General features: G+C 26.2%; 17 protein-coding genes. 4 read left to right on the forward strand and 13 right to left on the reverse strand.

What is annotated here, in order from left to right; all coding sequences use genetic code 11:
* Positions 1 to 3,592: beta strand repeat-containing protein (locus tag MBBAR_RS05825; protein WP_143746145.1), on the reverse strand; the 3,592-nt coding region annotated here is incomplete at its 3' end.
* A gap of 812 nt (positions 3,593 to 4,404) precedes the next feature.
* Between MBBAR_RS05825 and MBBAR_RS05830 the strand changes: the two genes are divergently transcribed.
* Positions 4,405 to 4,806 carry a hypothetical protein gene (locus tag MBBAR_RS05830; RefSeq protein WP_080460364.1) on the forward strand — a complete coding sequence of 134 codons (402 nt, stop codon included), beginning with the start codon at positions 4,405 to 4,407 and terminating at the stop codon, positions 4,804 to 4,806.
* Positions 4,807 to 5,106: 300 nt separating this feature from the next.
* Here MBBAR_RS05830 and MBBAR_RS05835 read toward each other — a convergent pair whose 3' ends face one another.
* The 5 genes from MBBAR_RS05835 to MBBAR_RS05855 all read right to left on the reverse strand — a co-directional run bounded on the left by MBBAR_RS05835 (position 5,107) and on the right by MBBAR_RS05855 (position 12,493).
* Positions 5,107 to 8,865, reverse strand: a complete 3,759-nt coding sequence (locus MBBAR_RS05835) for a hypothetical protein (protein WP_080460365.1) — start codon at positions 8,863 to 8,865, stop codon at positions 5,107 to 5,109.
* A gap of 179 nt (positions 8,866 to 9,044) precedes the next feature.
* Entirely contained in the window at positions 9,045 to 10,235 is a 1,191-nt protein-coding gene (locus MBBAR_RS05840) for an FRG domain-containing protein (RefSeq protein WP_080460366.1), read from the reverse strand.
* Positions 10,236 to 10,614: 379 nt separating this feature from the next.
* Positions 10,615 to 10,776 (reverse strand): hypothetical protein, encoded by a 162-nt coding sequence (locus MBBAR_RS10260; protein ID WP_158082542.1) that lies wholly within the window; start codon positions 10,774 to 10,776, stop codon positions 10,615 to 10,617.
* A 1,023-nt stretch (positions 10,777 to 11,799) separates the two neighbouring features.
* Complete coding sequence (locus MBBAR_RS05850; RefSeq protein WP_054834784.1) at positions 11,800 to 12,171, reverse strand: DUF2283 domain-containing protein; 372 nt, start codon at positions 12,169 to 12,171, stop codon at positions 11,800 to 11,802.
* The gene (locus tag MBBAR_RS05855; protein ID WP_143746146.1) at positions 12,164 to 12,493 is read right to left on the reverse strand and encodes a hypothetical protein; all 330 of its coding nucleotides are present in this window, start codon (positions 12,491 to 12,493) and stop codon (positions 12,164 to 12,166) included. Before MBBAR_RS05855 ends, MBBAR_RS05850 begins: the two co-directional genes overlap by 8 nt.
* Before the next feature lie 377 nt (positions 12,494 to 12,870).
* Between MBBAR_RS05855 and MBBAR_RS05860 the strand changes: the two genes are divergently transcribed.
* Entirely contained in the window at positions 12,871 to 14,130 is a 1,260-nt protein-coding gene (locus MBBAR_RS05860; RefSeq protein ID WP_158082543.1) for an ATP-binding protein, read from the forward strand.
* Here the strand turns inward: MBBAR_RS05860 and MBBAR_RS10630 are convergent.
* The 7 genes from MBBAR_RS10630 to MBBAR_RS05890 all read right to left on the reverse strand — a co-directional run bounded on the left by MBBAR_RS10630 (position 14,127) and on the right by MBBAR_RS05890 (position 23,243).
* Positions 14,127 to 14,252 (reverse strand): hypothetical protein, encoded by a 126-nt coding sequence (locus tag MBBAR_RS10630; RefSeq protein ID WP_263640836.1) that lies wholly within the window; start codon positions 14,250 to 14,252, stop codon positions 14,127 to 14,129. The two genes, MBBAR_RS05860 and MBBAR_RS10630, sit on opposite strands and share 4 nt — an antisense overlap.
* Before the next feature lie 694 nt (positions 14,253 to 14,946).
* Positions 14,947 to 16,395, reverse strand: coding sequence for an oligosaccharide flippase family protein (locus MBBAR_RS05865; protein WP_080460370.1), 1,449 nt, complete (start codon positions 16,393 to 16,395; stop codon positions 14,947 to 14,949).
* A 129-nt stretch (positions 16,396 to 16,524) separates the two neighbouring features.
* A complete protein-coding gene (locus MBBAR_RS05870) occupies positions 16,525 to 18,006 on the reverse strand; it encodes a sialyltransferase (protein ID WP_080460371.1) in 1,482 nt (493 codons plus the stop codon).
* A 351-nt stretch (positions 18,007 to 18,357) separates the two neighbouring features.
* Positions 18,358 to 19,410, reverse strand: coding sequence for an N-acetylneuraminate synthase family protein (locus tag MBBAR_RS05875; protein WP_080460372.1), 1,053 nt, complete (start codon positions 19,408 to 19,410; stop codon positions 18,358 to 18,360).
* A gap of 232 nt (positions 19,411 to 19,642) precedes the next feature.
* Positions 19,643 to 21,448, reverse strand: coding sequence for a cytidylyltransferase domain-containing protein (locus MBBAR_RS05880; protein ID WP_080460373.1), 1,806 nt, complete (start codon positions 21,446 to 21,448; stop codon positions 19,643 to 19,645).
* Between the two features lie 73 nt (positions 21,449 to 21,521).
* Positions 21,522 to 22,286, reverse strand: coding sequence for an ABC transporter permease (locus MBBAR_RS05885; RefSeq protein WP_080460374.1), 765 nt, complete (start codon positions 22,284 to 22,286; stop codon positions 21,522 to 21,524).
* Positions 22,287 to 23,243, reverse strand: coding sequence for an ATP-binding cassette domain-containing protein (locus MBBAR_RS05890; RefSeq protein WP_080460375.1), 957 nt, complete (start codon positions 23,241 to 23,243; stop codon positions 22,287 to 22,289).
* A 708-nt stretch (positions 23,244 to 23,951) separates the two neighbouring features.
* Between MBBAR_RS05890 and hypD the strand changes: the two genes are divergently transcribed.
* Positions 23,952 to 24,998: a hydrogenase formation protein HypD gene (hypD, locus tag MBBAR_RS05895; RefSeq protein ID WP_080460459.1), complete on the forward strand. Its 1,047-nt coding sequence runs from the start codon at positions 23,952 to 23,954 to the stop codon at positions 24,996 to 24,998.
* Between the two features lie 41 nt (positions 24,999 to 25,039).
* Complete coding sequence (locus MBBAR_RS05900) at positions 25,040 to 25,774, forward strand: phosphoglycolate phosphatase (protein ID WP_080460376.1); 735 nt, start codon at positions 25,040 to 25,042, stop codon at positions 25,772 to 25,774.
* Positions 25,775 to 25,811 lie beyond the last annotated feature (37 nt).

A 25,811-nucleotide genomic window follows, 5' to 3' on the forward strand; every position in this document is an offset into this window, starting at 1 on the left:
AAAACCAAAAATAATCACTGTTTCCATTAAAAACCACTTTAACACTAGTCTTGCCTGTATGAGTTGGTTTATATTTCAAACTCCAAAAACCACTAGAATCAGTAGTTAAATGATAATTCTTACCATCAACAGTAACAGTAATTTGAATATTACCTAAAGAACCTTTATTCTTATCAAAAACAACACCACTAATCACAATAGTCTCATTAACTTTAACATTACCTGGAATAACAATACTAGAATTACTAGCTAACTTAGTAACATTAAAACTAGAGCTATTAACAAAACCAGTGAAATTATCATCACCGGCCCAATTAACCAAAACAAAAAACTCACCATAATGAACAGGAATATAAACAAAGCTCCAAGCACCAACACGATCAGTAGTCACATTAAAAACTTCACCACCAATAAAAACAGCAACAGAAACATTACCAATAAAATTACCATCATCATCAGCCAAAACACCACCAATAGTAAGATTTCCACCCACTTTAAAATCACCAGAAACAACAATACTAGAATTAGTATTATTCTTCAGCACATTAAAGCTTGTGGTATTAGTGAAACTTATATAATTACCATCAAAATCACCATTATAACTAACAGCCACAGCAATAATTCCTGTACGATTAGTTAAATAGGTTAAATTCCACCCACCAGTACCATTAACACTCACACTTTGAGTAATCCCATCAACAGTTACATTAACACCAGCTATACCAGTAAAATTATCCAACTGACCAAAAATAGTAACATTCTCACCAATATTAACACCAGAAGGAACAACAACTATACTAGAATTAGTACTATTCCTCAAAACTTCAAAACTAGTACTATTAATAAAACTAGTATAATTCTCATTACCACTAAAACTAACAATAACAGTAATATTACCTGTTTTGTTAGTTATATAATTAAAACTCCAACCACCAGTAACATTAACACTCACACTTTGAATAATCCCATCAACAGTAACATTAACACCAGCTATACCAGTAAAATTATCCAACTGACCAAAAATAGTAACATTCTCACCAATATTAACACTAGAAGGAACAACAACTATACTAGAATTAGTACTATTCCTTAAAACTTCAAAACTAGTACTATTACTAAAAGCAGTGAAATTCTCATTACCACTAAAACTAACAATAACTGTTATATTACCTGTTTTGTTAGTTGTGTAATTAAAACTCCAACCACCAGTACCATTAACACTCACACTTTGAGTAATCCCATCAATAGTAACATTAACACTAGCTATACCAGTAAAATTATCCAACTGACCAGAAATAGTAACATTATTACCAATACTCACAGGATCTGGATTAACAATAATAGTAGAATTAGTAGCTAATTGGACATTAAAAACTACATTATCATTTACATTATCTAAAGTAGCAGCTAAAGTTTGAGTGCCAGTTGTAGCTGTTGCATTATAAACAAAACCATCATCACGACTACTATTAAACTTATCACCATTAAAAGTTCCATTAACAACAAAATCAGGTAAAAATTCAACACCATCATTACTAAGCGTAGTATTCAAAACTAACAACATAAAACTAACATTACCACCAGGATGAACACCATCCAAACTAGTAGTATTAGTAATATTCAAAATATAATGATTAAGAGTATCAACACCCAAAACTTTACCAGTTATATTATTAACACCCCACCAATTAAAATTAAAACTACTATTATCATTAAAATTAGTGATCTTCACACCCACAGGAGCAATAATCCTATTATATTCAACAGTAACATTAACACGAGAACCAACCTTAAGATCAGCAAAATTCAAACCAACACCATGAGCAATGATATTATTACCACGAATAATAAAATCAGTAATATTACTAACAGGAAACTCATAATGATAAGAACAGAAATAAAAACCATCCCCACCAGTAGAATTAATAGTATTATTCAAAAAACTAACACCATTAAGATTATCTGTATAACAATCAGAATACACACCATAACCAGCACTAGTGATGTTGTTATTGACGAAGGATATATTTAAGTTGTTGTTGCTGTATGCAAGCAGATTAACACCATAGTCTGTTCCTGTGATGTTGTTGTCAGTGCAGGTTATATTTAAGTTGTTGGTGTTGTATGCATCAATACTAACAGCAATTAATCCTGTGATGATGTTGTCAGTGAAGTTTATATTTGCGTTGCTGGTTTCGGATGCAATCAGATGAACAGGACCGAATGATCCTCCTGTGATGATGTTGTCAGTAAAGGTTAAATTGGTGTAGTTGCCGTTGGTTACATCCACACGAGCAGCACCTACTGATGATCCACCTCCTATAATGTTGTTCTTAGTGACGATTATATTAAGGTAGTTACTGCCAGTCCCTGCATTCAGATAAAAAGCATAATTTAATGATGCTCCTCCGACGAGGAAGTTGTCAGTGAAGGTTATATTAATGTAGTTGCTGCCGTATACATTCAATTTAGTACCCTCTCCTCCTGTGATTCTGTTGTTAGCGAAGGCTATATTGAGGTTGTTGTTGTAGTTTACCCCCATAGGAGATAATTCTGTGATGTTGTTGTCAGTGAAGGTTATATTGTTGTAGTTGCCGCTGTATGCATCCAGATAAAATCCTGTGATGTTGTTGTCAGTGAAGGTTATATTGTTGTAGTCGCAGTTGGGTGCATACAGATAAAATTCTTTGATGTTGTTGTCAGTGAAGGTTATATTGTTGTATTTATTGTTGTCGTTTATATAATAAACACCATATGTTCCTGTGATGTTGTTGTTGGTGAAGGTTATATTGGTGTTGTTGCTGCTGTATGCACCCAGATTAACACCCCGTGATCCAGATGATGTTCCTGTGATATTGTTGTCAGTGAAGGTTATATTGTTGTAGTTACTGTAGTATGCATCCAGATAAACACCATACAGAGAAATGCTATATGTTCCTGTGATGTTGTTTCCAGTAAAAGTCAAATTACTACTAGAACCACGAGCATTAACACGAACACCACTAGGATAATTACTAGTGCCATTAAGATATATCTTATTATTAACAAAAGAAACAACAACAAGAGCAAAACTATCATCTGGAACATTAACAAAAACAGCACCATAATTAGAATTACTTATATAAGAAACAATAACATTATCCTCAATAACTATGCCCTTTAAATCACCACCAGAACTACTAATATTAATACTAACATTCGTTGTAATAATATTATTACCAGTAACTGTTAAATCACTACTATTAGCTACTATAGAAGTATTAAAACCAGTAATAGTTAAATTAACAATTCTAACATTAGGTGCTGTGATATTAAACAAAACACCAGACCCAGAAATATTAACATTACGATTTTTACCTTGAATAGTAGCATTACGAGTCACATTAATCTGACCCAGAGTATAATTACCATCATCATCCAAGTTAATAATCAACTCATCCCCAGCATCATTATTAATTATATTTTGAAAATCACCAGTAGTATTAGACGAATTCAAATCATAAGTACCTGCACTAACACTAGACAAACTAAACAAAAATAAAACAGCTAATACCAGTAAAAATGAAATAAAAAAATTATTATTTTTAAACATATAAATTCTCACCTCAAATAATATTTAACATAAAAAACTCAAAAAATGAACACTCACTTTGTTCTTTTTATAATAAATATAAAAAACTACTATAAAAACCTTACTCCCACCAAAATAAAAAAACAATAGCTACCCCCCCCCCCCCGTGAAAATAGTAGAATAGCTGTTTAAAAAAGAAAAAAAGAAGCAAAAACAAGAATAACGCAAAAACAAGAATAAACAACAAAATAAAAAAATAACAACTAAAAAAAATAAATAAAAAACCATAAACTAAAATATAACAAATATAAAAGCTTTAAAACAATATAAAACTATTATAATAATATAATAAAGCTAAATAAACAATAAAATTAAGTAAAAATAAAAAAACAAACAATATAAAATAAAAAAAATAATAAGAAAATCTGAAAAATAACAGCTAAACAACATAAACACACAGAATATAAAAAACGAAAATAAAAAAAATAAAATTACAATATCCTCAAAAACAAAATAGCTGTTATCAAGCACCACCATATATAAAATAAAAAAATATTCAAAGAAACTAAAACAAAGATAAAGCACTACAAAAGAACAAAAACGATTAATAATAATAAAAAAGAATAAAAATAAAACAAAGCACTAAAACAAAGAACAATATAACATCTACAAAGCAAAAAACAACTAATAAAAAAACAAAAAACAACCAAAACAACCAAAACACCAAACAAAGAACAACAAACCACCCAAACAATAAAAAACAACTAATAAAAAAAGAAAAAACCCCAAAAAAATAGCTCAACAACATCACAGGAACATCACGAGGTGTTTATTTGTCTGCATACAGCAGCAACAACGCCATATATAAACCAAAACAATACAACAATCCACAGGAACAGACTATGGTGTTTATCTGGGTGCATACAGCGATAACAATACCACATATAACCAAGATTACACAACAATTCACAGGAACATCAGGCTATGGTGTTGCTCTGTCTGCATACAGCAGCAAAAATACCACATATAACCAAAGCCTAACGATATCACAGGAACAGACTATGGTGTTGCTCTGTCTGCATCCAGCGATAACAATACCAATAAACCAAGCCAATAACATCACAGGAACATACGCATCTGGTGTTTATCTGGATGCATACAGCAAGCTACAAAAAAAACACAAAAATCTTTCAAAAAAAACCCACCTACAAAAACAAAAAAAAATAATCAACTAACAACCACACTATAACCTAAAAAAACACTAATAATATTCTAACAATTAACTTCATACTATAAAAAAAATATAATTCAGACAAACTAAAATATAAAACTAAAATTTAAAAAAACTTAACAATTATAATCTAAAGATCAAAGGTTCAAAACCCTCCAAGTCCGTTTATTGATTTTGATGATTTTTTGTTGTTAGATAAATAAATATCTAAAAATTTTAAATATATATCATTAATATTGCTAAAGCTTTTAAAAAAAATGCATACTATGAAATCATCTGATAAAACCAAACAAAATTTTATGAATTAGAAAAAATCATCTTTAAATTCATCTTTTTTAAGAAGATTAATATTTTTTTTAGTTTGATTGATTAAATCTTTTAAATAAGAAATATGCTTTGAAAAATTTGAGATATTCGGCAAATCTTCAACCATACTCAAAACTTTTTGATAACTAACAACCCCTTCTTCTTCCAATGAAGAAAACGAACTAATGAATTTCGCTTCTGATTTCATTAATGAAATACACTTAAAGATTTCAATATCATTATTTAATATTAAAAATTTCTTTAAAAATTTCATGAAACATTCCTCATCAAAAGTATAAATAATCATACTAAAAATAGCATGCATATGTTTTTTAGAATTATTATTAACTTTAATGAAATTATTGATATAATCATGCTCAATAGTTGTTCCTTTAAAAAGAATAGTTATTGGATGCTCAACACTAGAAAAATAATTCCGTTTATTTATTAATAAATTAATAATTTCATCAATATCCTTTTCAGAAAACTTACCATTCCAAATAAATGATAATTTAGGTCCACGTCGAAGATCTGATATTTTTTCAGAATTAATAAGTTCATTTAAATACTGTTTCAAAAATGGTGGATTAATTGTGCACAGTGATTCTAATTCTTTTCCATCATAATCCCAATTAGGATCTCTTTCTATAACTTTATAAAAAAAATCTTTTAGTAATTCAAAGTTATCTTCAAAGAAGTAATTATATTTTTGGCAAAATCCATAATTAAACCTGAAAGTTATATCATTTGGCCTATTAATTATGATTTTTGTTATGTATTGTATTATATTAGATGTTTTACCTGCAAAAGGAACTTCTTTCTTAAACTTTAAAAAACATTTATCAAATTTTAAATAGTCATCAGGATTAAAAAAATGAAACCCTCCATCTAAAGAATTAATAAAATTTACAAACTTTAAAAAAATATCTTTATTAATGTCAGATTCATTAACACTTCCAAAAAATATTTCATTCAAAAATTGCTTTTCTTCATACTCAGGATAATTTATAATAATATAAAATTTTTCAACATCTAATAATTTTTTATTGATGATTGTCGATATAAAACTTCCATTATTTATAAACCTATAATTTTTACTCTGATAATGTTTAAAAGCATCAATAAAAATATCAATATCTTTTTCTGCTAAAACTTCAAATAATGGACTTATATAACTTTTATTGCAATAATTTTCCTGTTTTGAAATTTCTATTTCATTCATGAAATCTATAACATTCATAACATAAACATTATCTTTATTTACCAAATCTTTAGAAATATCTTCTTTTATCTCAAAATCTTTTTTTCTAGGGTCATTGAAATTTTTCAAAGATGATGAGTAAATTAACGCTTTGTTAATCATATTCCAGTTTATTAAAGAATCAAAATCTTCTGATTCTGCAATATTGAATTTATTCAGCTTTTTAGTATATGTATAAATAATCTGTGAATGTTTATACTTATTAATATTGAATTTTTTGAAAAAATTATACACTAATTTCTGTTCCTTATTATAAACTTCTTTTTTTTCTTCATAAAATTTATTAATATATTCTTCAAAGACATTTTCCACAGAAGTAGGATATAGATCATGCAACTCAAATAGTCTCTCCAATATTTTTTTTCTTAATTTGAGCAGGGAATCTGTTTCAAACAATTCAAATCTATGTAATAGCATTCTTTTCTTTGAAATCATCTCATTTTCTGTAAAATTCCATTCAAATAATTGAGGGATGAAAAATAGAAACAATTTTTCTGCTAATTTTCTTTTTTCAAGATTTAAATTATTTGAAGATAAAAAATCGATGAACCTATTTTGAAACTCAAAATCATATTCTTTATCGATTCTTTTAAAAGAAAATTTATCATTAATCACTTCAATAATCTCAGGTGCTTTTGAAGGTTGTATAAAAATCAAATCAAAAGATAAATTTAAAGCATCATGAGCAATGTTTGGCTTAGACCTATATAAATCTGATAATAATTTAATATGAACCGTATTTTCATAAATATTACGAATTGATGGAATTTCAAATTCCTCAACATCAAATTCTTCAGGTTCTAAACTATCACTCCATTTATTTATAAAATCAAGCACATCAACCTCATAAAAAATGTTAAAAACTTTAAAAAAACTTAATAGTTTAATAAAATTGTTATCAAACTTATTTTTAACTGGATTAATGAGAAAAGTTATTCTATCTTTAATTTCATCAAAATTAAAAGCATTCAAAACATCCACAAGTTTACTATAAATCTCATCATTATAATCTATAATGAATAATTCTATCCATCTATCATAATCAATTACTGAGGATTTTTCATCTATAAAAGCTTTATAAAAAACATAAGTTGATAAAATTGAATCTGAAAGCCTAACAACTTCATTGTCACATATTTCAACAACTTCATGATTGTTTAATTTTTCAATAATATTCCAATTATCTATCAAATCAAAATCAAATTCATTTTTTAAAACATTTAACAAATTTTCATTGTTTTTATCTAAGTATCCAAAAAATGATAATATTCCAAGTGTTTTCAAGGAATCTTTTTCATTTAAAAAAGAAACAGTTTTTTTATAATTCTCAAAATAATTTTCATAAATTTTTATAGGATTTCTTAAAAAAGATTCATCATCATTATCAATTATAGGCAAAATAGCCATTAAAGCAAGTGCAGGATTGCCATCTGATATTTTAAGAACAATATCTAATGCAAAGTCTTTAACATGGAGATTCTTTTCTTTTAATAAACTAGTAATCATTTTCCAAATATCTTCTCTTTCCATCTTCCCAATTTCAACTAATTCTGGTGAATAATCTATTAAATCTAGTTTTATTTTTTCTTTAAATTGACTTTTAAGAGATAAAATAACCTTAATATTTGTATTAGGAATGTTCTCTAGAAATTGTATTAATAAATCGAAATTCCTAAAAGTCCCATCAAAATTGTCAAAAACTATAAGATAACTATTGCCTTGGGAAATAAGTTTTGAAAAACTATCTTGTAAGTCATATTGAAAGCCATTAACAATTAGAACTTTATAATTATTTTTTATTGAAAATTCTTTTGCAATTTCTAATGACACTCTTGTTTTACCAGTGCCTTGATTACCATACAATGCTATAATATCATTCTTTAAAAGAATATTTGAAATGTCTTCAATTAAGCCATTAGAATTTATAAGAGGGTTTTTCAAATCTGGTCTAAATCCTTTTTTACTTTTTTCAACGAAATTATCAAAAGTAGATATACATTGAAATAAGTTAATTCTGGGAATATAATCACTAGTAGAAGGAAATGTTTGCAATTCAATTGCTAATTTTTGAATAGAATATAAAGTTAATTTAGCATTAGGATTATATTTTTTCAATGTTTTTATTAATGAATCATGTTCATCAGGACTTAATTTACTTGTAAATGCTAAAATAACTTCAGATATTTTTTCATTTTCAATAGTTGTTTTAGTTGTATCAAAACAGCCTACAATGTCATCTTTAAGTTTATCCATGAAAATTTTTTTATTATTTAATTTATCTTGAGTAGTAACTTCACAAAAGATATATTTATCATTTTCTGAATCATAAAAAAAACTATCAGGAATTCCTTTCGACGTTTTATTTTTACCTAAAACTCCACCGGGGGCAGAAATAAACTCATATTTTTTATTATAACTAAGAAAGCTATTTATTAATGATTGGAATGTTGCTTGATCTATTGTTTGAAGTTCTTTTTCAATTAAATCAATTATCATATTTCACCTGATTCATCATTTCTTTGATTTTCAAAAATTCTTTATCTTCTTAGCTAATTAAAAAATCTTCTATTTTATACTTATAATCTTATATATTCTATTATTTTTTAAATATTATTACTTCTTCGTTAGTATTAATAAGGAATATAACTAAAAATAGTAAAACTTGAAAAATTTATTCATTTAATTTTCTTATCTAATTTTGCTTTATTTTTAATTGATAATACTGCTCCAGAATATCCTGGAAATAGATTTTCTTCTGAATATCCTTCCTTATATAATTCTTGCAATATTTCACTTTTAATTTCTTTAGATATGATAAATTTATAAAATATTTTTTCATTTCTCTTTTTAATAAAGTCCTTAAAATTTGATGTGAAATCTATAAGAGGGATAAATACCTTACCATTATCAAGAAAGTCTACTATTTTTTTGTCTATAGATATCTCATTTACTTTTTGCCCATATACCTCCTCCCAAATAGTAAATAAACCTCTTTGAGCATTTAAATTTGGATTTATATTGTATTCTGGCCTATAAAAATGCAATGGAAATATTTCATCCTCAAACATTCCTAATTTAAAATCTTCAAAAATTTTATAATTTAATGCCCATAAAATACAATCTTCTTTATTCTTATCATCTAACAATCCTATTGCCGCAAAATATAATGCAACTTTATAATCATAAGTCCAATCTAATGCTCTTGTAGGTAACCCATAATGTTGTGCTAAAGAAATAATCTCAAAATATTCTTGCTGAGGCCACAAATCGCCGTATATTGTATTTTTAATACTATTATCTGAATTTCTGTGGATTTGTTTTCTAAGTCTAATATTATCAGGAACTTTTAAACCTGATTTATCCGCAATACTTAAGAATTTCAATAAGACATGAATTTCCTTTTCAAAATTAAATTCCCAAATATTATGAATTTCTTTTAAAGAAGGATATTTTGAATTTCTGTCATTAGAATTTAAACCCCTAAAATTGGTAATATACATTATTCCGTGTCCCATGTAATCTGAATAAGTTTTTTCATCTATTAATCCAGATTTATACGCATAACCTGCCTGAAAAATACAGTTTTTACATGGAAATGGAAAATCGATTAGTCCTAATTCATATGCATGCCCTACATCAGGAGCAAAAGAAAAATTAAAAGAATTATCAATAAATTCGTCAATTAAATTTTTTGATTTATCATTTAGCCTCAAAGAGCTAGGTATTAAATTATAAGAACTCTTTTTGAGGCCTCTGAAAATGTAATTTTCTCTTATATCCGGATAATTATCTTTTCCTTGTATAATATCAAAAAGTTGACTGGTAGTTGAAATATTGTATGTTTTTATATAGTCATCATATGCCATTTGAAATCTCTCTTAGATTAATCCATTAATAAATATTAATATCATTACATTTAGCAATTATATCACTCAAATCATGTTATGTTAAATGATAATATCAGTTTAATCAAAAATTCACTTGAATAATTCAAACTTATTCTTTCTGCTAAGTTTTTTTAATTAAATGCAACATTACATTTATTCAATATATTTTAAAACTTCTTTTCCTAAATCTGTTAATTAATAAATTCTTTACTTACTTCATTAAGTTAATATTCATTCTATACACTCATCTGTATTTTTAATTATTATAACTTTCTATATTAATCATGTATCTTCCTATAAACAAATATTAAAAAATCCTTCAAATATTTCTTCTATACAATCAAATCACTAAAAAAAGCTAATCACTATCTAAAAAATACCATAAAGCTGAATTTTTACATAAAAAAGGATAATATCTCTTAATTTTCTTAGAATCAATCTTTGTACCATAAGATTTATTATTTATTTTAAAATCTTCTAAATCAAAAGTTGATTTAATTGCTTTAGAAAAAAAACACAAAAATCACACAAAAAATAACAGCACTATACATTAAAAACCTAACAAATACACAAAATACAAAAAAATATCACACACAGAATCTTTTTAATACAAATCATGAAAAAAGTAATATTTAAGATATAATAATGAATCAAGAATGCTAAGAGTAATCCATTTTTATGTTTTATACAGTATTTATCTACGCAGACTACCTTGCCTACCACAAATGGTTATCAGTAGCTTTGCACTTGTATTTTATAGATTGGCTGTTTCACTGACCCTATTAATGTCGATATAAGCATTTTTATATCCAATCAACAAGAGTACAAACTCAATAACTATGTATAAAACTATAACATTATAAAGTCTACTATATAAAATCAAATAGATATTAATAATAATTAGAATAATGATGAAAAAAAATTTTAGTATAAATTTGAGATGTTATTGTAGTATTTCATCAGCCATATAATCCATTAGGCCAATATTCATTGAGTAAAATAAAATCATATTAAAATACCTTTCTAACAATTTGATAAAAATAAAATAAATAAAGTCAAAGAGATTTGAACCAAAATCATGGGATTTCTCATGTCTCAGTACCCCAATTGATCATCATACTATACGATGTTGATCATCATACTGTCAGTTACGCGTTTTTTTCTTCAAAGACAACTGGAGTCCCAGATGATGCCAGATTACACTAAACCCCCCATGAATATGAAAAAACAAACACTAAATTCCCAGATGATTTTTTTATTTTTAACAATTTTTAGAACTTACAAAAATTCACAAACTCATAAATATGTTAAAATAATAAACAATATAAAATTTACTAAAATTTATGACCTAACTATGTTGAAAGTTATGTTGAAAAAACGATAGGTATATATCATAAATATTCAAAATGAAAAAAATATGTCTTAATATATGACTAATTTTTAGCTGATATGTCTTAAAATAATTAAGTATAAATAATATTAACAAAAGCCAAAAAATATATGTTTTAATGACTTTAATTAAAGTTGAATTGAAAAAGGGTTTTTATGCTGTTACTAAATTACCATCCCATTTAGGAATGTTAATATCGTTAGCAATGCTTGCATTAGTTACTTTGATTTCTTCATGATTACTAACTGGAAGAGTGAAAATAGCATTAACAAATATCACATAATCAGTTACCTTAACAGATAAACTAATATCACGAATGTTTTCAAGGCTGGATTCATCAACATCGAGCACATAGGATGCATTAAGTATTTCTAACGCAATAAACTCATTGTCTTTGTTAAAGTCCATAATAACATCATCAGATAGTTCAACACTTCTTTCATGTTCATAATTTTTAACTTTTATAGACAATGCATCAACAGTAGAATCATATTTATAATCTACTAATATTGGTTCTTTAATCATGGAATTTCCCTCTCCTTCTTTCAGTTGGAAAAGTAGTTACTAATCTAATCTCATCAAGACTTTTAATAAATATCACAACTTTAACATGATATTTATCAGATTCAGGATGATTATAAAATACAAGAAATTTATTATTCTTGGAAAGTTTCATATAAACTGGTAAATAATTTTTAATCAAGTTATAAACTGTATCATATTCACAATATTTTCTCTTTGTGTTATCAAGAAAATGTTCTGAATCTGTTATGATGACATGTTCATTATTTCTTAATTTTTCAAGAATAGATTCCATATCACTAATAGAATACTTAATAACTATCACCAATTCACATAATTTTATTTATAACTCTTATACATTTTTATATTTATATATAGTATCTTTATATTTTTATACTTTTTCATATAGAAATAAAAAATATAAAAATCACTGAAAATAGTATGGATTAAGAATATAATAAACAATATAAAATTTACTAAAAACAACATACTTTTTGTGATATCTGAGTCGAAATATTAATATACTAATGAAACCAAAAATCTTAAATGTGTAAAATAAAACACTTGAAATATGTAAAATAAATAACCTTAAATATGTAAAACAAATAACCTTAAATATGTAAAATAAAACACTTGAAATATGTAAAATAAATAACCTTAAATATGTAAAATAAAATACTTAAAATATGTAAGATGAAAATTATGCAATATGTAAATCGAATATCAGATAAAGAGCTTAAAAGGAAATTAGATGCCTCTGGAGCAGTACTTATACGAGGCCCTAAAGCCTGTGGAAAAACAGAATCAGCAAAACAATTTGCAAAAAGTATATTAAATGTTGATCAAGATGAACAAGTGCCTGTACTTATGGAAACTTCACCAAAAAGACTTTTAATTGGCAAAACACCCCGATTAATTGATGAATGGCAAGAACAACCAAAAATTTGGAATTACATTCGCCACGAAGTAGATAATAGGAGGCAGTCAGCACAATTTATTCTGACTGGTTCAGCAAATCCTGAAGAAAGTATAAAAATGCATTCTGGAGCAGGACGATTTACCACTCTTGATATGAGAACACTGACATGGCAAGAATTAGGTTTTTCATCAGGAAAAATCAGTATGCAAACTTTATTTTCTGATTCTAAAAAAGATATTGATGTTTTAGATGAACCAACTGACTTAGAATTTATTATTGAGAAAATAATCATAGGAGGATTTCCAACATTATTAGGTAAAAAATTAAGGCAATCAATTGACTTGAATAGAGCATATATTGATTTGCTTTGTGAAGTAGATATAAGTAGAGTTTCGAATGTGAAACGTGACCCGGTAAAAGTTCAAAACTTACTACGTTCCATTGCCAGAAACACCTCAACAACAGTAGATATTAAAACTTTAGAATTAAATATTCAAAAAAAAGAAAATGCTGATCTTTCTCGCCCTACTATTTATGAATATCTCGATGCATTAAAACGTTTGATGATTATTGAGGAACAACCTGTATGGAATACTCATATTCGTTCCTCAGCATCATTACGTAAAACACCAAAACGTCATTTTACAGATGTTTGTCTCTCAGTGGCAGCACTTGGTGCTGATTTTGACTCTTTAATCAATGACCTTAATTTCACAGGATTTTTATTTGAATCATTAGTAACACATGACCTTAGAGTTTATGCACAAGCAAATGATGCTAAAGTTTATCATTATCAAGACTCATATGGTTTAGAAGTGGATGCTATTGTGCAAAAATATAATGGAGATTGGATTGCTTTTGAAATTAAGCTTGGAACTGGACAAATCGAAGAAGCTGCTAAAAACCTTCATAAAATGGTTTCAAGATTAGACAAAACAAAAGTTAAACCACCAAAATCACTAAATATAATTACAGGTACTGGAATAAGTTACACTCGAAAAGATAAAATTAATGTTATTTCGCTAGCATCATTAGGAATTTAATTCTTTGATAAAGAATTATTAACCAAAACGCAGTCTTCTTTATCTGATTTGTTATTTTTCATTTCATCCAAACAATCATAATCAATTGTGCTGCCATAAAATTTAACAATATTTAATAACATTGTCTTATTTTCTCTGTAAGTATATAACTACATCTAGTTAATTATAAAGATTCTATTATTAGTTGAATCGTTCGGATTAAAGCTCATTTCTTCTTTATTAAGTTTTCCAAAAAACGAAACCTTTCACCATATATTGCTTTATAATATCAGTAATCCTATTTTAAACTCTTTTACTTTTTAAAAGTTTGCAAGATACCCCACAATTATGATTGCATCAAGATTATACCATTTTTCAGACCTGCATCTCTTTTTAGAATTTATAAAGGATTTAGGGCCCTAGATTTTTGGGAAAAATTGAAGGAGTTTGGTATCTTATTTCATATGTTTAGAGTTTTATGTATTTTTGTTCTATAAAAGTACAAATTGTATAGTCTTCTTAATTGAAAATTCTGAAATTTAAGGCTATGATTTTAATAATAAAGAAAATTCACATAGCTAAAAATTGGCTAAAAATCAACTTTGTAGAAAACACTTAAAATTAGCTTTCAAGATTTTTACTAAATATTCATGAACTTTTAAACGAAACCCGTTTGTACTTTTAGAAAATCAATGCAAAAATGTCTCAAAATATATCAAATAATCATTATACATTCTTCATTCTTTCATAAAAATCTAGAACCCTAAAAGGATTCCTTTATAAATTTATTTTGATCTTTAAATAAGTCATTGGCAGGTAGGCTTACATTATTTTCAATTAACTCTCATTAATCATAGTTTTAAAAAAATTGAGCTCTTCTTTGTTTATTCCTTTTATTAAGAATAAAACTAATAAATATACCACTATACCAATAATTATTGTGATTAAAACATTCCATATACCATTAGGATTAATTATAGCTACAACTATTCCCATTATAATTGAAGATATAGCTATCTTTATCATGGAAATATAATCATAAGGAAGTTCTAAATATTTTCTACTATAAAATACAGTGATTAACAATGCAATAAAATAACAAAACAAAGTTACAATAGCTGCTCCAATAATTCCAATAAATGGAACTGCAATTATATTGAACAAAAGATTTAAAAAGCCTACAAGAATCCAAATTTTACCAAGAATCTTTGTTTTTTTCTCTAAAATTAATATATTATTGGTTATTCCATACATTCCCATAAATATAGCTCCAAGACAAACGAATGGTGTGATTAAATATCCATTGATAGCTATTTCAGGAGTTGTGATTATTAACAATATTGGTTTTGAAAGAATTGAAAGCCCTACAGCTGCAGGAACTGTTATTATCATGAAATATTTCATGGAATATTTAAGAAAAATGTTTATTTGTTTTAAATTACCTTCTTCAAAATATTTTGGAAGTACAGCTGGAAGAAGAAGAGCGAATGGAGATAAAAACATTAAAAGTATGCTTCCAAGAGCATAGCTTGGTGAATAGTAACCTACAGCAGCTGAACCAATGAAAATCCCTATAACATATTTATCACTTGAATCAACAACCCATGATGAAACATTACTTGGAATTGTAGGAATAGCAAATTCAAGTTCTTCCTTAAGATTTTTAAATTTTGGTATAGCTAAACCAAGGTATCCTCCAATCATTAAAAGCATTATAATAAATACAGCGAAATACCCTACAAGAAGTCCAAGAACTACAGTTTCAATATTGTATCCAGATAATGCAAGATAAGAACTTATAAGAACTCCTATATAGCTTTGTAAAACTAAAAATAGTGAGTATCTCTTAATTTGCTGGAATGTTCTAAAGAAACTAATGATCATTAGATTCATACAAGCAAAGAATGAAATAATTGATACTAAATAGAGTATATTAATATTTCCACCAAATAAAGAGTCAGCTATTGGATTTTTAAATATTATAAATAATAATGAAATTATAAGGCTTGAAGCAAAAACAACAGCTAACATAGAATAAAAAGACTCTTTAATCTTTGATTTATCATTTTCAGCTGATAAAAATCTAACCATTGTATATGGAAGGCCTAAATTAGCTATATTTGGAATTAAAGCAATAGTTGTGTTTACTTGAGCCCATATTCCATAGTCAAATACTGAAAAGTTTTTAGTTATTATTGGAATAAAAATCAGTCCACTGATTGATATAAGTATGTTTGTTATTCCAACAAGCCCAATTCTCTGGACAAAACGTTTATATTCATTCATTAACTCACCAGTATCAATTACAATTATTAATATATTATTAATTAGAATTTTTATCCCAAATTATCAATTATATTATTCAACTCTAATTATATTATAAATATATTTAGAAATTATATTTAAAAGTTATATCTAAAAATTAAAAAATTTATCCAAGCTTGATTTTTTATACTTTTTAAAGAAAAAATCATTGTCATATTCAGTTATATTAAAATTATCAATAGAATTAATTATTTCATCAACATTATTAACTTTCCTAACATAATTTTTATCAACTAAACTATCCATATATTCAGCACCAGGTAAATCCAATATAAATGTCTTACAATTAAATAATAATCCTTCATAGATAGCTGTTGAAAATACTCCAATTTGATACTCGCTTTTTGAGAAAAGTTCATATAATGAAATTTCACTATTGTCAATAATTTGAAAATTATCTAATTTTTGAGCTTTCATTAAACTTTTATAATTAGTCTCCCAGTTTGAATATTCTCCAGGATGTAATTTATATATAAAGTTATATTGATCACAATCTTCTATCTTTTCAAACTTTTGAGCTAACTCATATGCAAATTCAGATAAGTATTTTCCTATAACTCCTTGAGAAATAAAAAGTATTTGTTTACACTTTTGATTATTAATATGAGATTTTATTGTTTCATCTAAATAAGGAAATCCAATAGATATGATATTTTTTTCATTAATTGGGTAATTAGCTACTTCCTTCCAATAATCTCCAAAACTTAATATTTTATCTGGGAAATATTCTAGACCTTTATCCTCTTTATTTGGATAATTATACCCTAAATGATATTCACTAATAGTTCCATGTTGTAATTCTACTACTTCAACCCCATTATTATGAGCAGCAGCTATCATAGCTTTATTTTCATAAGCAACAACAACAAAAACATATTTTGGTTTTCTTTTTTTAAATAATTTATCATATTTGTTATATTGATATTTAAAATCTAAAATATGATCTCTAAATATATTAAAAAGATCAATTTCAATATTAAAATTAGATATAAGTTCTCTTTGAAGATTGTATATTTTATTTTCTTCACAAGTTTTAAGTTTTAAATTGGTTTTTTTCTTATGAATATAAGAACCAAAGAGGATTCTATCATTATATTTAGTGAATTTACCTTTTTTTCCATGATGGTTATTTAAATAAGGGCTTTCAATTAACTCATAGCCATATCCACAATCATCAAGATAATTTTCTAGAAAATAGCTGTATATGTCTTTATAATCTCCATTATGTTTCACTTTCCGAGGATGATCAAAGATTATAACATCTTTATTATATTTACCATTTAATGGGTTTGAAAACAAGCTATTTTTAATAAAAGGGAGAAATGAAAATATTTTATTTTTAACTGTCACTTTTCCTTGTTGAGGTGAACCAAAAACCCCAATTTTCCTAGATATTTCATAATAAACATAGACCCTAACTAGTTGCCATACATAAACTCCTTGAATCTTCATATGATTTAAATCATATTTTTTCTCTAAAGAAAATATAATGTCACACACTTCTTTAATAGACTTTTCTGACTTTTCTGGCTTTTCTGGTTTTTTTTGTTTTTCTTGTGTAATTTTTGACATGGATGATTTTCCCTTATTTGAATCTATTCATTTTTAAAATTTGTTTGTTTATTAAGGATAACAATAAATTATAATAATAATTATAATGACAATAGTTATCAATGCTATAATAATTATATAATGACAATAACTATCAACGCTATAATAATTATAATGACAATAGCTATAATAATTATAATGATATTAAAGATAGCGATGATAAGGATTAGCGATGATAAGGATAATGATAATAAAATAATGTGATAATAATATAATGACCAAATATTAAAAAGATGCAAATAAATATAAAATTAGTTATTTATAAAAGATACTATTAAAAAGATTCCTTTTCACATCATCTTATTCAAATTCTTATTTTAGCATAGAATATTTCAATAAAGTATCTTCTTTAATATCTACTTTTGATTTTTTTCCTAGGACTTTATCTAATTCAATAGGAGATATCCCAGTTCCAGGGCGTTTAAATGTTAACATAGATTCATTTATAACTTCACCAGCTAATATATCCTGATTAGCTACAATAGAACGCCTAGCTTGTTTTCTAGACTCTCCTTCACATTCAAGAGGAATCTTATCATAACGGCCATTTATCAATTTTATAAACTCTATATTTTCTTTAAATTTCTTTATATCCTTAGGATTCATTGCATGATAATGATCATTTCCTTTTAAAGTTTTATCAAGAGTATAATGTTTTTCTATTATATTAGCACCATATAAATATGCAGTTGTAAGAACAAGCATTTTATCATCAGGACGAGTATGATCAGAAAAACCAATATCATAATCTTTGAAATTATCTTTAAGATATTTAATCATTAAAAGATTTGAATCTTCATATTCAGTTGGATAGGATAATACACAATGCATTAAGCCAATTTTTTTATTTCCCTCATTTTCAATAGTTTTGATAGCTAATTTAACTTCTTCTATCGTAGCTGCCCCTGTTGATAATATAACAGGTTTCTGTTTTTTAGCTATAGCCCTAATGAAAGGAATATTTGTAAGGTCAGATGAAGATATCTTATAAGTATCCATTATTTCATCAAGATATTCGATAGAATCAAAATCAAAAGGGGTTGATAAGAATAATATTCCTAGTTCATTACAATATTTTGCAAGCTCTATATATTCCTCTTTTCCAAAGCTATCAAATTTTTTGAATAATTCATATTGAGAAGTGGTTGGTTCTTCACCAGTATCCCAATAAGATGGAGAATTTTTTGAAGCTATGGTATCTGCCTTATAACTTTGAAACTTAACAGCGTCTGCTCCAGCTAATTTAGCTTCTTTAATCATTAATTTAGCTGCATCCATGTTAGAAATATCTTCTTTTTGAGCAATATCATAATAATTTACACCGATTTCAGCTATTAAAAATGGTTTTTTTTGGAATATATTCATTTAAATCTCCTTTTAATCTATAATATCATATTATTATTTATATTAGTTATTATTCATACTGATATTATATTTATACGAGTTATTATTTATACTGATATTATTTATAGTGTTTATTTATTTATACTGTTTATTAATTAAATTAGTTATTTGATATTTCAAATAGAAATAATATTAGTGTAAATATTATCAATAAGAAACAACATTCGTATGAATAATATCCCTCTGAATAACATCAATAAGAAATAATATCAATATGTTTTTTGTACTTATTTTTAACAATACTCATTATATTTTCAAAACCATGCTTTAAATCAATATTTAACATTCTTTTATTCATTTCTATTCTTATATTAGTATTATTAATAAGATTTTCCATAGTATCTATTATTTCCTCTTCATTAATGTCTTTTCCAAGTCCTAGATTTATAAATCCATTTTTAGCATTAGCAAATGTGTGTGTTAATTCTCTATTATTTTGACATAAACAAATACATGGAACTCCAATACTAGCTATTTCATACATTGTTCTTCCAGCAGATGTAAAAATTAAGTCTGCTTTATACATATACTCACTAATATTTTTAACATTCTCAAATATTTCTACATTAGAATGTTTATTAAATTCATTCTTTATTCCTTTTTTATCTTTATATCCAAGACCTAATATAATAGTAATATTACCATTATATTTACTATTTAATATAGCATTTAAAGTTTTACGAGTTAGATCATTAGGATCAGTTCCACCAAAAGTTAGAAGAATTTCATTAACACTATCATGTTTTTTAATTTCTTTCTGTTTTTGAAAATAAAATTCATCTTTTAAAATATAATACTTATAACCAGAATAAACATTTTTTGAAGGAATTTGATGTTCATATAATGCATCAAAAACAATATCTGCAACCTTTGCACCATCACCTATATCTTCAAAGTTGATTACAAAATAATTATTTTTCTTCAATAAAGAAATATACTCATAGCTAGTATTTAAAATATCATTTATTACAATATCTGGATCATATTCTTTTATTTTTTCCATCAAATCATCATTATAATGTCCATCATCCTTATTATCAATACCAATGCTGGAATTAATACTATTATCAATATTAGAATTGGAATTAGAATTAAAATTATTAGAGTTGCTAGTATCAGATTTAGAATCAATATGATTTTTAGTAGATTTATGAGTTAAATAAGGATAATTATAGCTTTCAATAATCTCAATTCCTAATTTTTTATCTTCGTCTAAAAGGAAAAGAACTTCATGATTAGGTAACTTTGATGCAATAGCTAATCCTCGATAAATATGCCCAGTACCAATTTCATTAGTTGCATCAGTTTTTATAACGATTCTTTTCTTATTAATTAATCTTTCAGCTACCCACCAATCTTCATAATTATCAATATCTATACTCTCATGAGAACTTAATTCAATCAAGTTTATATTTTCCCCCATTCTAGAATTTTCACTTAAAAATTCCCTTTTTGTTGCGAATATTCCACCAGTTTCCTTAAAAGTCTTTGGAAGATATTGACGATTTACTCTTTCCGCATAAAGAGGATAATATTTTTTTTCTTTATCATCAAAACCCCAGTTAAGATGTCTATCATCAACTACACTAATTATAGTATCATTAAAATTATCATAAAGTTTTTCAATTGTTTCATCAATTGTTTCAGTTTTTAATAGTGGTGAAGTTGGTTGCACAGTTATAATAAAATCAAAAATAGTTTTACAAGACTTTTCTTCAGTTTTAACAGCATCATATATAACAGGATCTAAAGGTATATCATCAAGAGCTAAATTTCCAGACCTTTTAATGGTTGATGCTCCAAATTTTTCAGCAATAAATTTAATCTCATCATCATCAGTTGTCACAACAACCTTATCTACATATTTTGATTTTAATGATGTTTCAATTGAATAAGCTATCAAAGGTTTATTAGCTAATAACCTGATATTTTTTCGAGGAATTCCCTTAGAACCTCCTCTTGCAGGAATGATTACAATAATTTTTTTATCATTATACATCTTATTACCTATGTCTTACTTGCCATTATTAAGCTATATCATATTACTATATCTTTTTTATCATTTTTTATCATTACATTAAATTCTGTTCTTTTTTTGTGAAAACTATTGCTGATAATAGTATCATTAATATAGCAAAGAATGAAATTACAATTAAGCTTAATTCAATTGGTAATACAGATTCTCCAAGTATTACTCCCCTAAGTGCATCAACCCCATAAGTTAATGGATCTAAATAAACAATGAAATTTAACCAACTTGGTAAATCTGTTACAGGGAATAATGCTCCACTTAATAGGAAAATAGGCATTATAACAAAACTCATCACTAAATTAAACCCTTCCATACTATCCATAAATGATGCTATAAGTAATCCAAGCCCTGAAAATCCAATTGAAATTATAATACTAATTATAGTAGCTCCAATAAATATTAAAGGAGTCATAGGAACTCCAACTACAAATGATAATAATAAAAGTAACATAGCCTGGATTATTGCACCAGTACTTATTCCTAATGCTTTTCCCAATATTATAGATGTTCTTGAAAGTGGAGCAACCATTATTTCCTTTAAAAACCCATATTGTTTATCTATTATTATTCCAATTCCAGACATTATACAAGTAAACAATATAGTTTGAGAAATTATTCCTGGATAAATAAATGCCTCATATCCCCCAGTTGTACCCCCAAGCTTGATTGCACTACCAAGGCCTACACCAAAGACAAGTAGCCATAATAGTGGTGTAAAAATAGCTGTAATTATTCTGGATTTGTAACGAACATATCTTTTAGCTTCCCTTAACCAAATTGTATATATTCCCTCAAATTCGCCCATCTAAACACCCCTCATTTTTACACTATCTCCAATCTTACGTCCTGTATACTTGATAAATACTTCTTCAAGGCTTGGATGCTTAAGTTCAATGGAAGTAATCTTAATATTATTATTATTAGCTATTTTAACAATTTCTGGAATTAAATCTTCTCCTTTTTCAACTAATAATCTTATCTCATCATCTTTTTTTATTATATCCTTAACAAAAGTCTGATTCTCCATAATATCACATAATTTATCAATTTCTGGAGAAATAAGAGTTACAGTATCTGATTTTAATTCAGCTTTAAGGTTTTTTGGATTTCCAGATTTAATTATCTCTCCTTGATCTATAATAGATAGATCATCACAAAGATTATCTACTTCTTCAAGATAATGAGTAGTTAAGAGAATAGTAATATCAATAGTATTTTTAAGATCCTCTATATAATTCCAAATACTTTCTCTTGTTTGAATATCAAGTCCTAATGTAGGTTCATCTAAAAATAGTAATTTAGGATGATGAACAAGGCCTCTTCCTATTTCAAGCCTTCTTTTCATACCTCCAGAATAATTTTTGGTTTCTTCATCAGCTTTACTACCAAGAGCTATTAATTCAAGAACTTCATCAATTCTATCTTGTCTTACATCATTAGGAACTCCATAAAGAGCAGCATGCATTTCAAGATGTTCCCTTCCAGTCAATATATCATCAAGAGCCCTTGTTTGAAAAACAATACCTATAGATTTTCTAACATCATTAGCTTCTTTTACAATATCATAACCATTTATTTTAGCTGTTCCACTTGTTGGAGCAAGTATAGTACACAACATTGAAATCAAAGTACTTTTACCTGCACCATTAGGGCCTAAAACTCCATAAACACTATTTCTTGGAACTTTCAGATTTATTGAATTAACAGCTCTAAAGTCACCAAAATCCTTTGTTATATTATCTGTTTCAATAATATAGCTCATTAAGACACCTTCCTAATTTTTATTCGACATATTGTATTATTAATAATATTCTATTATTAATATTAATCAAGAATTAATATTAATCAAAAAAGTTAACATATAATATAAATTTAATAATAAAGTTAATAATGAATTTAATAATAAATTTAATAATAGCTTAATAATAATTTTAATAGTAAACTTAATAATATATTTAATAATAAATTTAATAATAAATTTAATAACGAATATTTATTACATGTTTTATTCAATCTATTTTTGTTTTAACTATTTATTATAATTATAGTTAAATATTATTATATTCTAAGTGAAGTCAATGATTTTTTTATCAGTACAGATATTTTAATTTTTAAAAAATATTAAAAATATTAAAAGTATTAAAAGTATTAGAAATATTAAAAATGTTAGAAATGTCAAAAATATATATTAAAACAATATGTTGAAGTACTTATATTATTATTTTACTTATATTTTCTGAAAAGTAATGTTTAATAATGTAGTTCAATATACTATTAAAAAAAATAAGATTTTGCTTGATTATACAAAATAAAATTTAGATTATTACAAAAAAAGTTTAGATTAATATAAATAAATTTAAGAATGTTAAAATTTAAGAATACTATAAATAAACTTTAAATATTATAAATAAACTTTAATATACTATAAATATCATTTTTATATCTTTTGTAGGTGTTAATAATGAGTGGGATGAAAGATATTTCTAAAGAATTAATAAAAAGAATTGAAAAATTAAAAACTCCTATTAAAATTATGCATGTTTGCGGTTCTCATGAACACACAATAATGGAAAATGGACTTAGAACTCTTCTTCCAAAGGAAGTTGAAGTTGTTGCAGGTCCAGGTTGTCCTGTTTGTTGTGTTCCTTCTCGTGAAATCGATGAAAGTCTTGAGCTTATTGATAAAGGAGTGACAATAGCTACTTTTGGAGATATGTTAAGAGTTCCTGGATCTGAAAGATCATTAGCTGATGCAAAAGCTGAAGGTGCAGATGTTCGGATTGTTTATGGAATAAATAATGCTGTTGAATTAGCTCAAAAAATTGATAATGAAGTTGTTTTTATTGCAGCAGGATTTGAAACAACAGCTCCAACTACAGCTTCAGAAATATTAAATAAACCTCCAGAAAACTTTTCAGTACTATCATCCCATAGAATGATACCCCCAGCTCTTGAATTTTTAATCGAATCTGGACAAACAAACTTAGATGCATTAATAGAACCAGGACACGTTTGTACAATTATAGGTACAAAACCATTTGAAAAATTTTCTACTAAATACAATATTCCACAAGCTGTTGCTGGGTTCAATCCATTAGATATTTTAATGGCAGTTTATATGATACTTAGGCAAGTAAATAAGGGAGAAGCTAAAATAGACAATGAGTATAATAGAGCAGTTCGTGAAGAAGGAAATTTACTTGCTCAAAAAGTTATTGGTGAAGTATTTGATATTACAAGCCGTGAATGGAGAGGTTTTCCAAAAATTCCAAATTCTGTAATGGAAATTAAAAATGAGTTTTCAGAATATAATGCTAGAGAAAAATTTGATATTGAAGTTAAGGATGTTAAAGAAGCTCCAACAGGTTGTATTTGTGGGCCAATTTTAAGAGGTGTTGCAAGACCAGAGGATTGTAAACTATTTAGAACTGAATGTAATCCTATGAATCCAATTGGTGCTTGTATGGTTAGTAAAGAGGGTACTTGTAATATAGCCCATAGATATGGTACATTATAATATCAAAATAATATGGTTATTAATAACATTGGAATGATTTAATGAATACAAAAAAAATAAAAGCTATTGCTGTGGATATTGACGGAACTATTACAGATAGCGATAGAAGAATTTGTATAAGTGCTATTGAAGCTATAAGAGCTGCTGAGAAGATTGGAATCCCTACAATAATTGTTACAGGAAATATTTTCTTTTATGCAACTGCAACTGCAACTCTAATTGGTACTACTGGAGGAATAGTAGCTGAAAATGGAGGAGTAATCTCTGAAATAGATTCTGAAGGTATTGAAAAAATAAAAGTACTTGGAAATTTTCAAAAAACTGCAAAGGCTTTTGAATATTTAAACTCAGAAGTCAAAAATAAATATAAGGATTATGAACTTAAAAAAGTTGATGATTCTGAAAGTAGGCTCTCTGAAATCGCAATTTATAGAACTATTGATGAAGAAATTCTAAAAAATATACTCAAGGAATCTCCAGAGGAATTTAGTGTTGAAATTTATGATACACAATTTGCAATTCATATAACTGATATAAATGTTAATAAGGGATCTTCTTTAGAAACTGTAGCTAAAAAATCTGGTTTCCACGTCAATGAGATAATGGCTATAGGTGATAGTGAAAATGACATTGAATTTTTAAAAGTTTGTGGACTTAAGGTAGCTGTAGCAAATGCAGATAAGATTTTAAAAGAAACAGCAGACTATGTTTGTAAAAATGAATATGGTGATGGTGTTAAAGAAGCTATTGAAAAATTCATCTTAAAAGGAAATTAATTTATAATTAAGTTTTAATATTTTAGTAATTTATGTA

This window comes from Methanobrevibacter arboriphilus JCM 13429 = DSM 1125 (genome assembly GCF_002072215.1).
GTDB classification, from domain to species: Archaea; Methanobacteriota; Methanobacteria; order Methanobacteriales; family Methanobacteriaceae; genus Methanobinarius; species Methanobinarius arboriphilicus.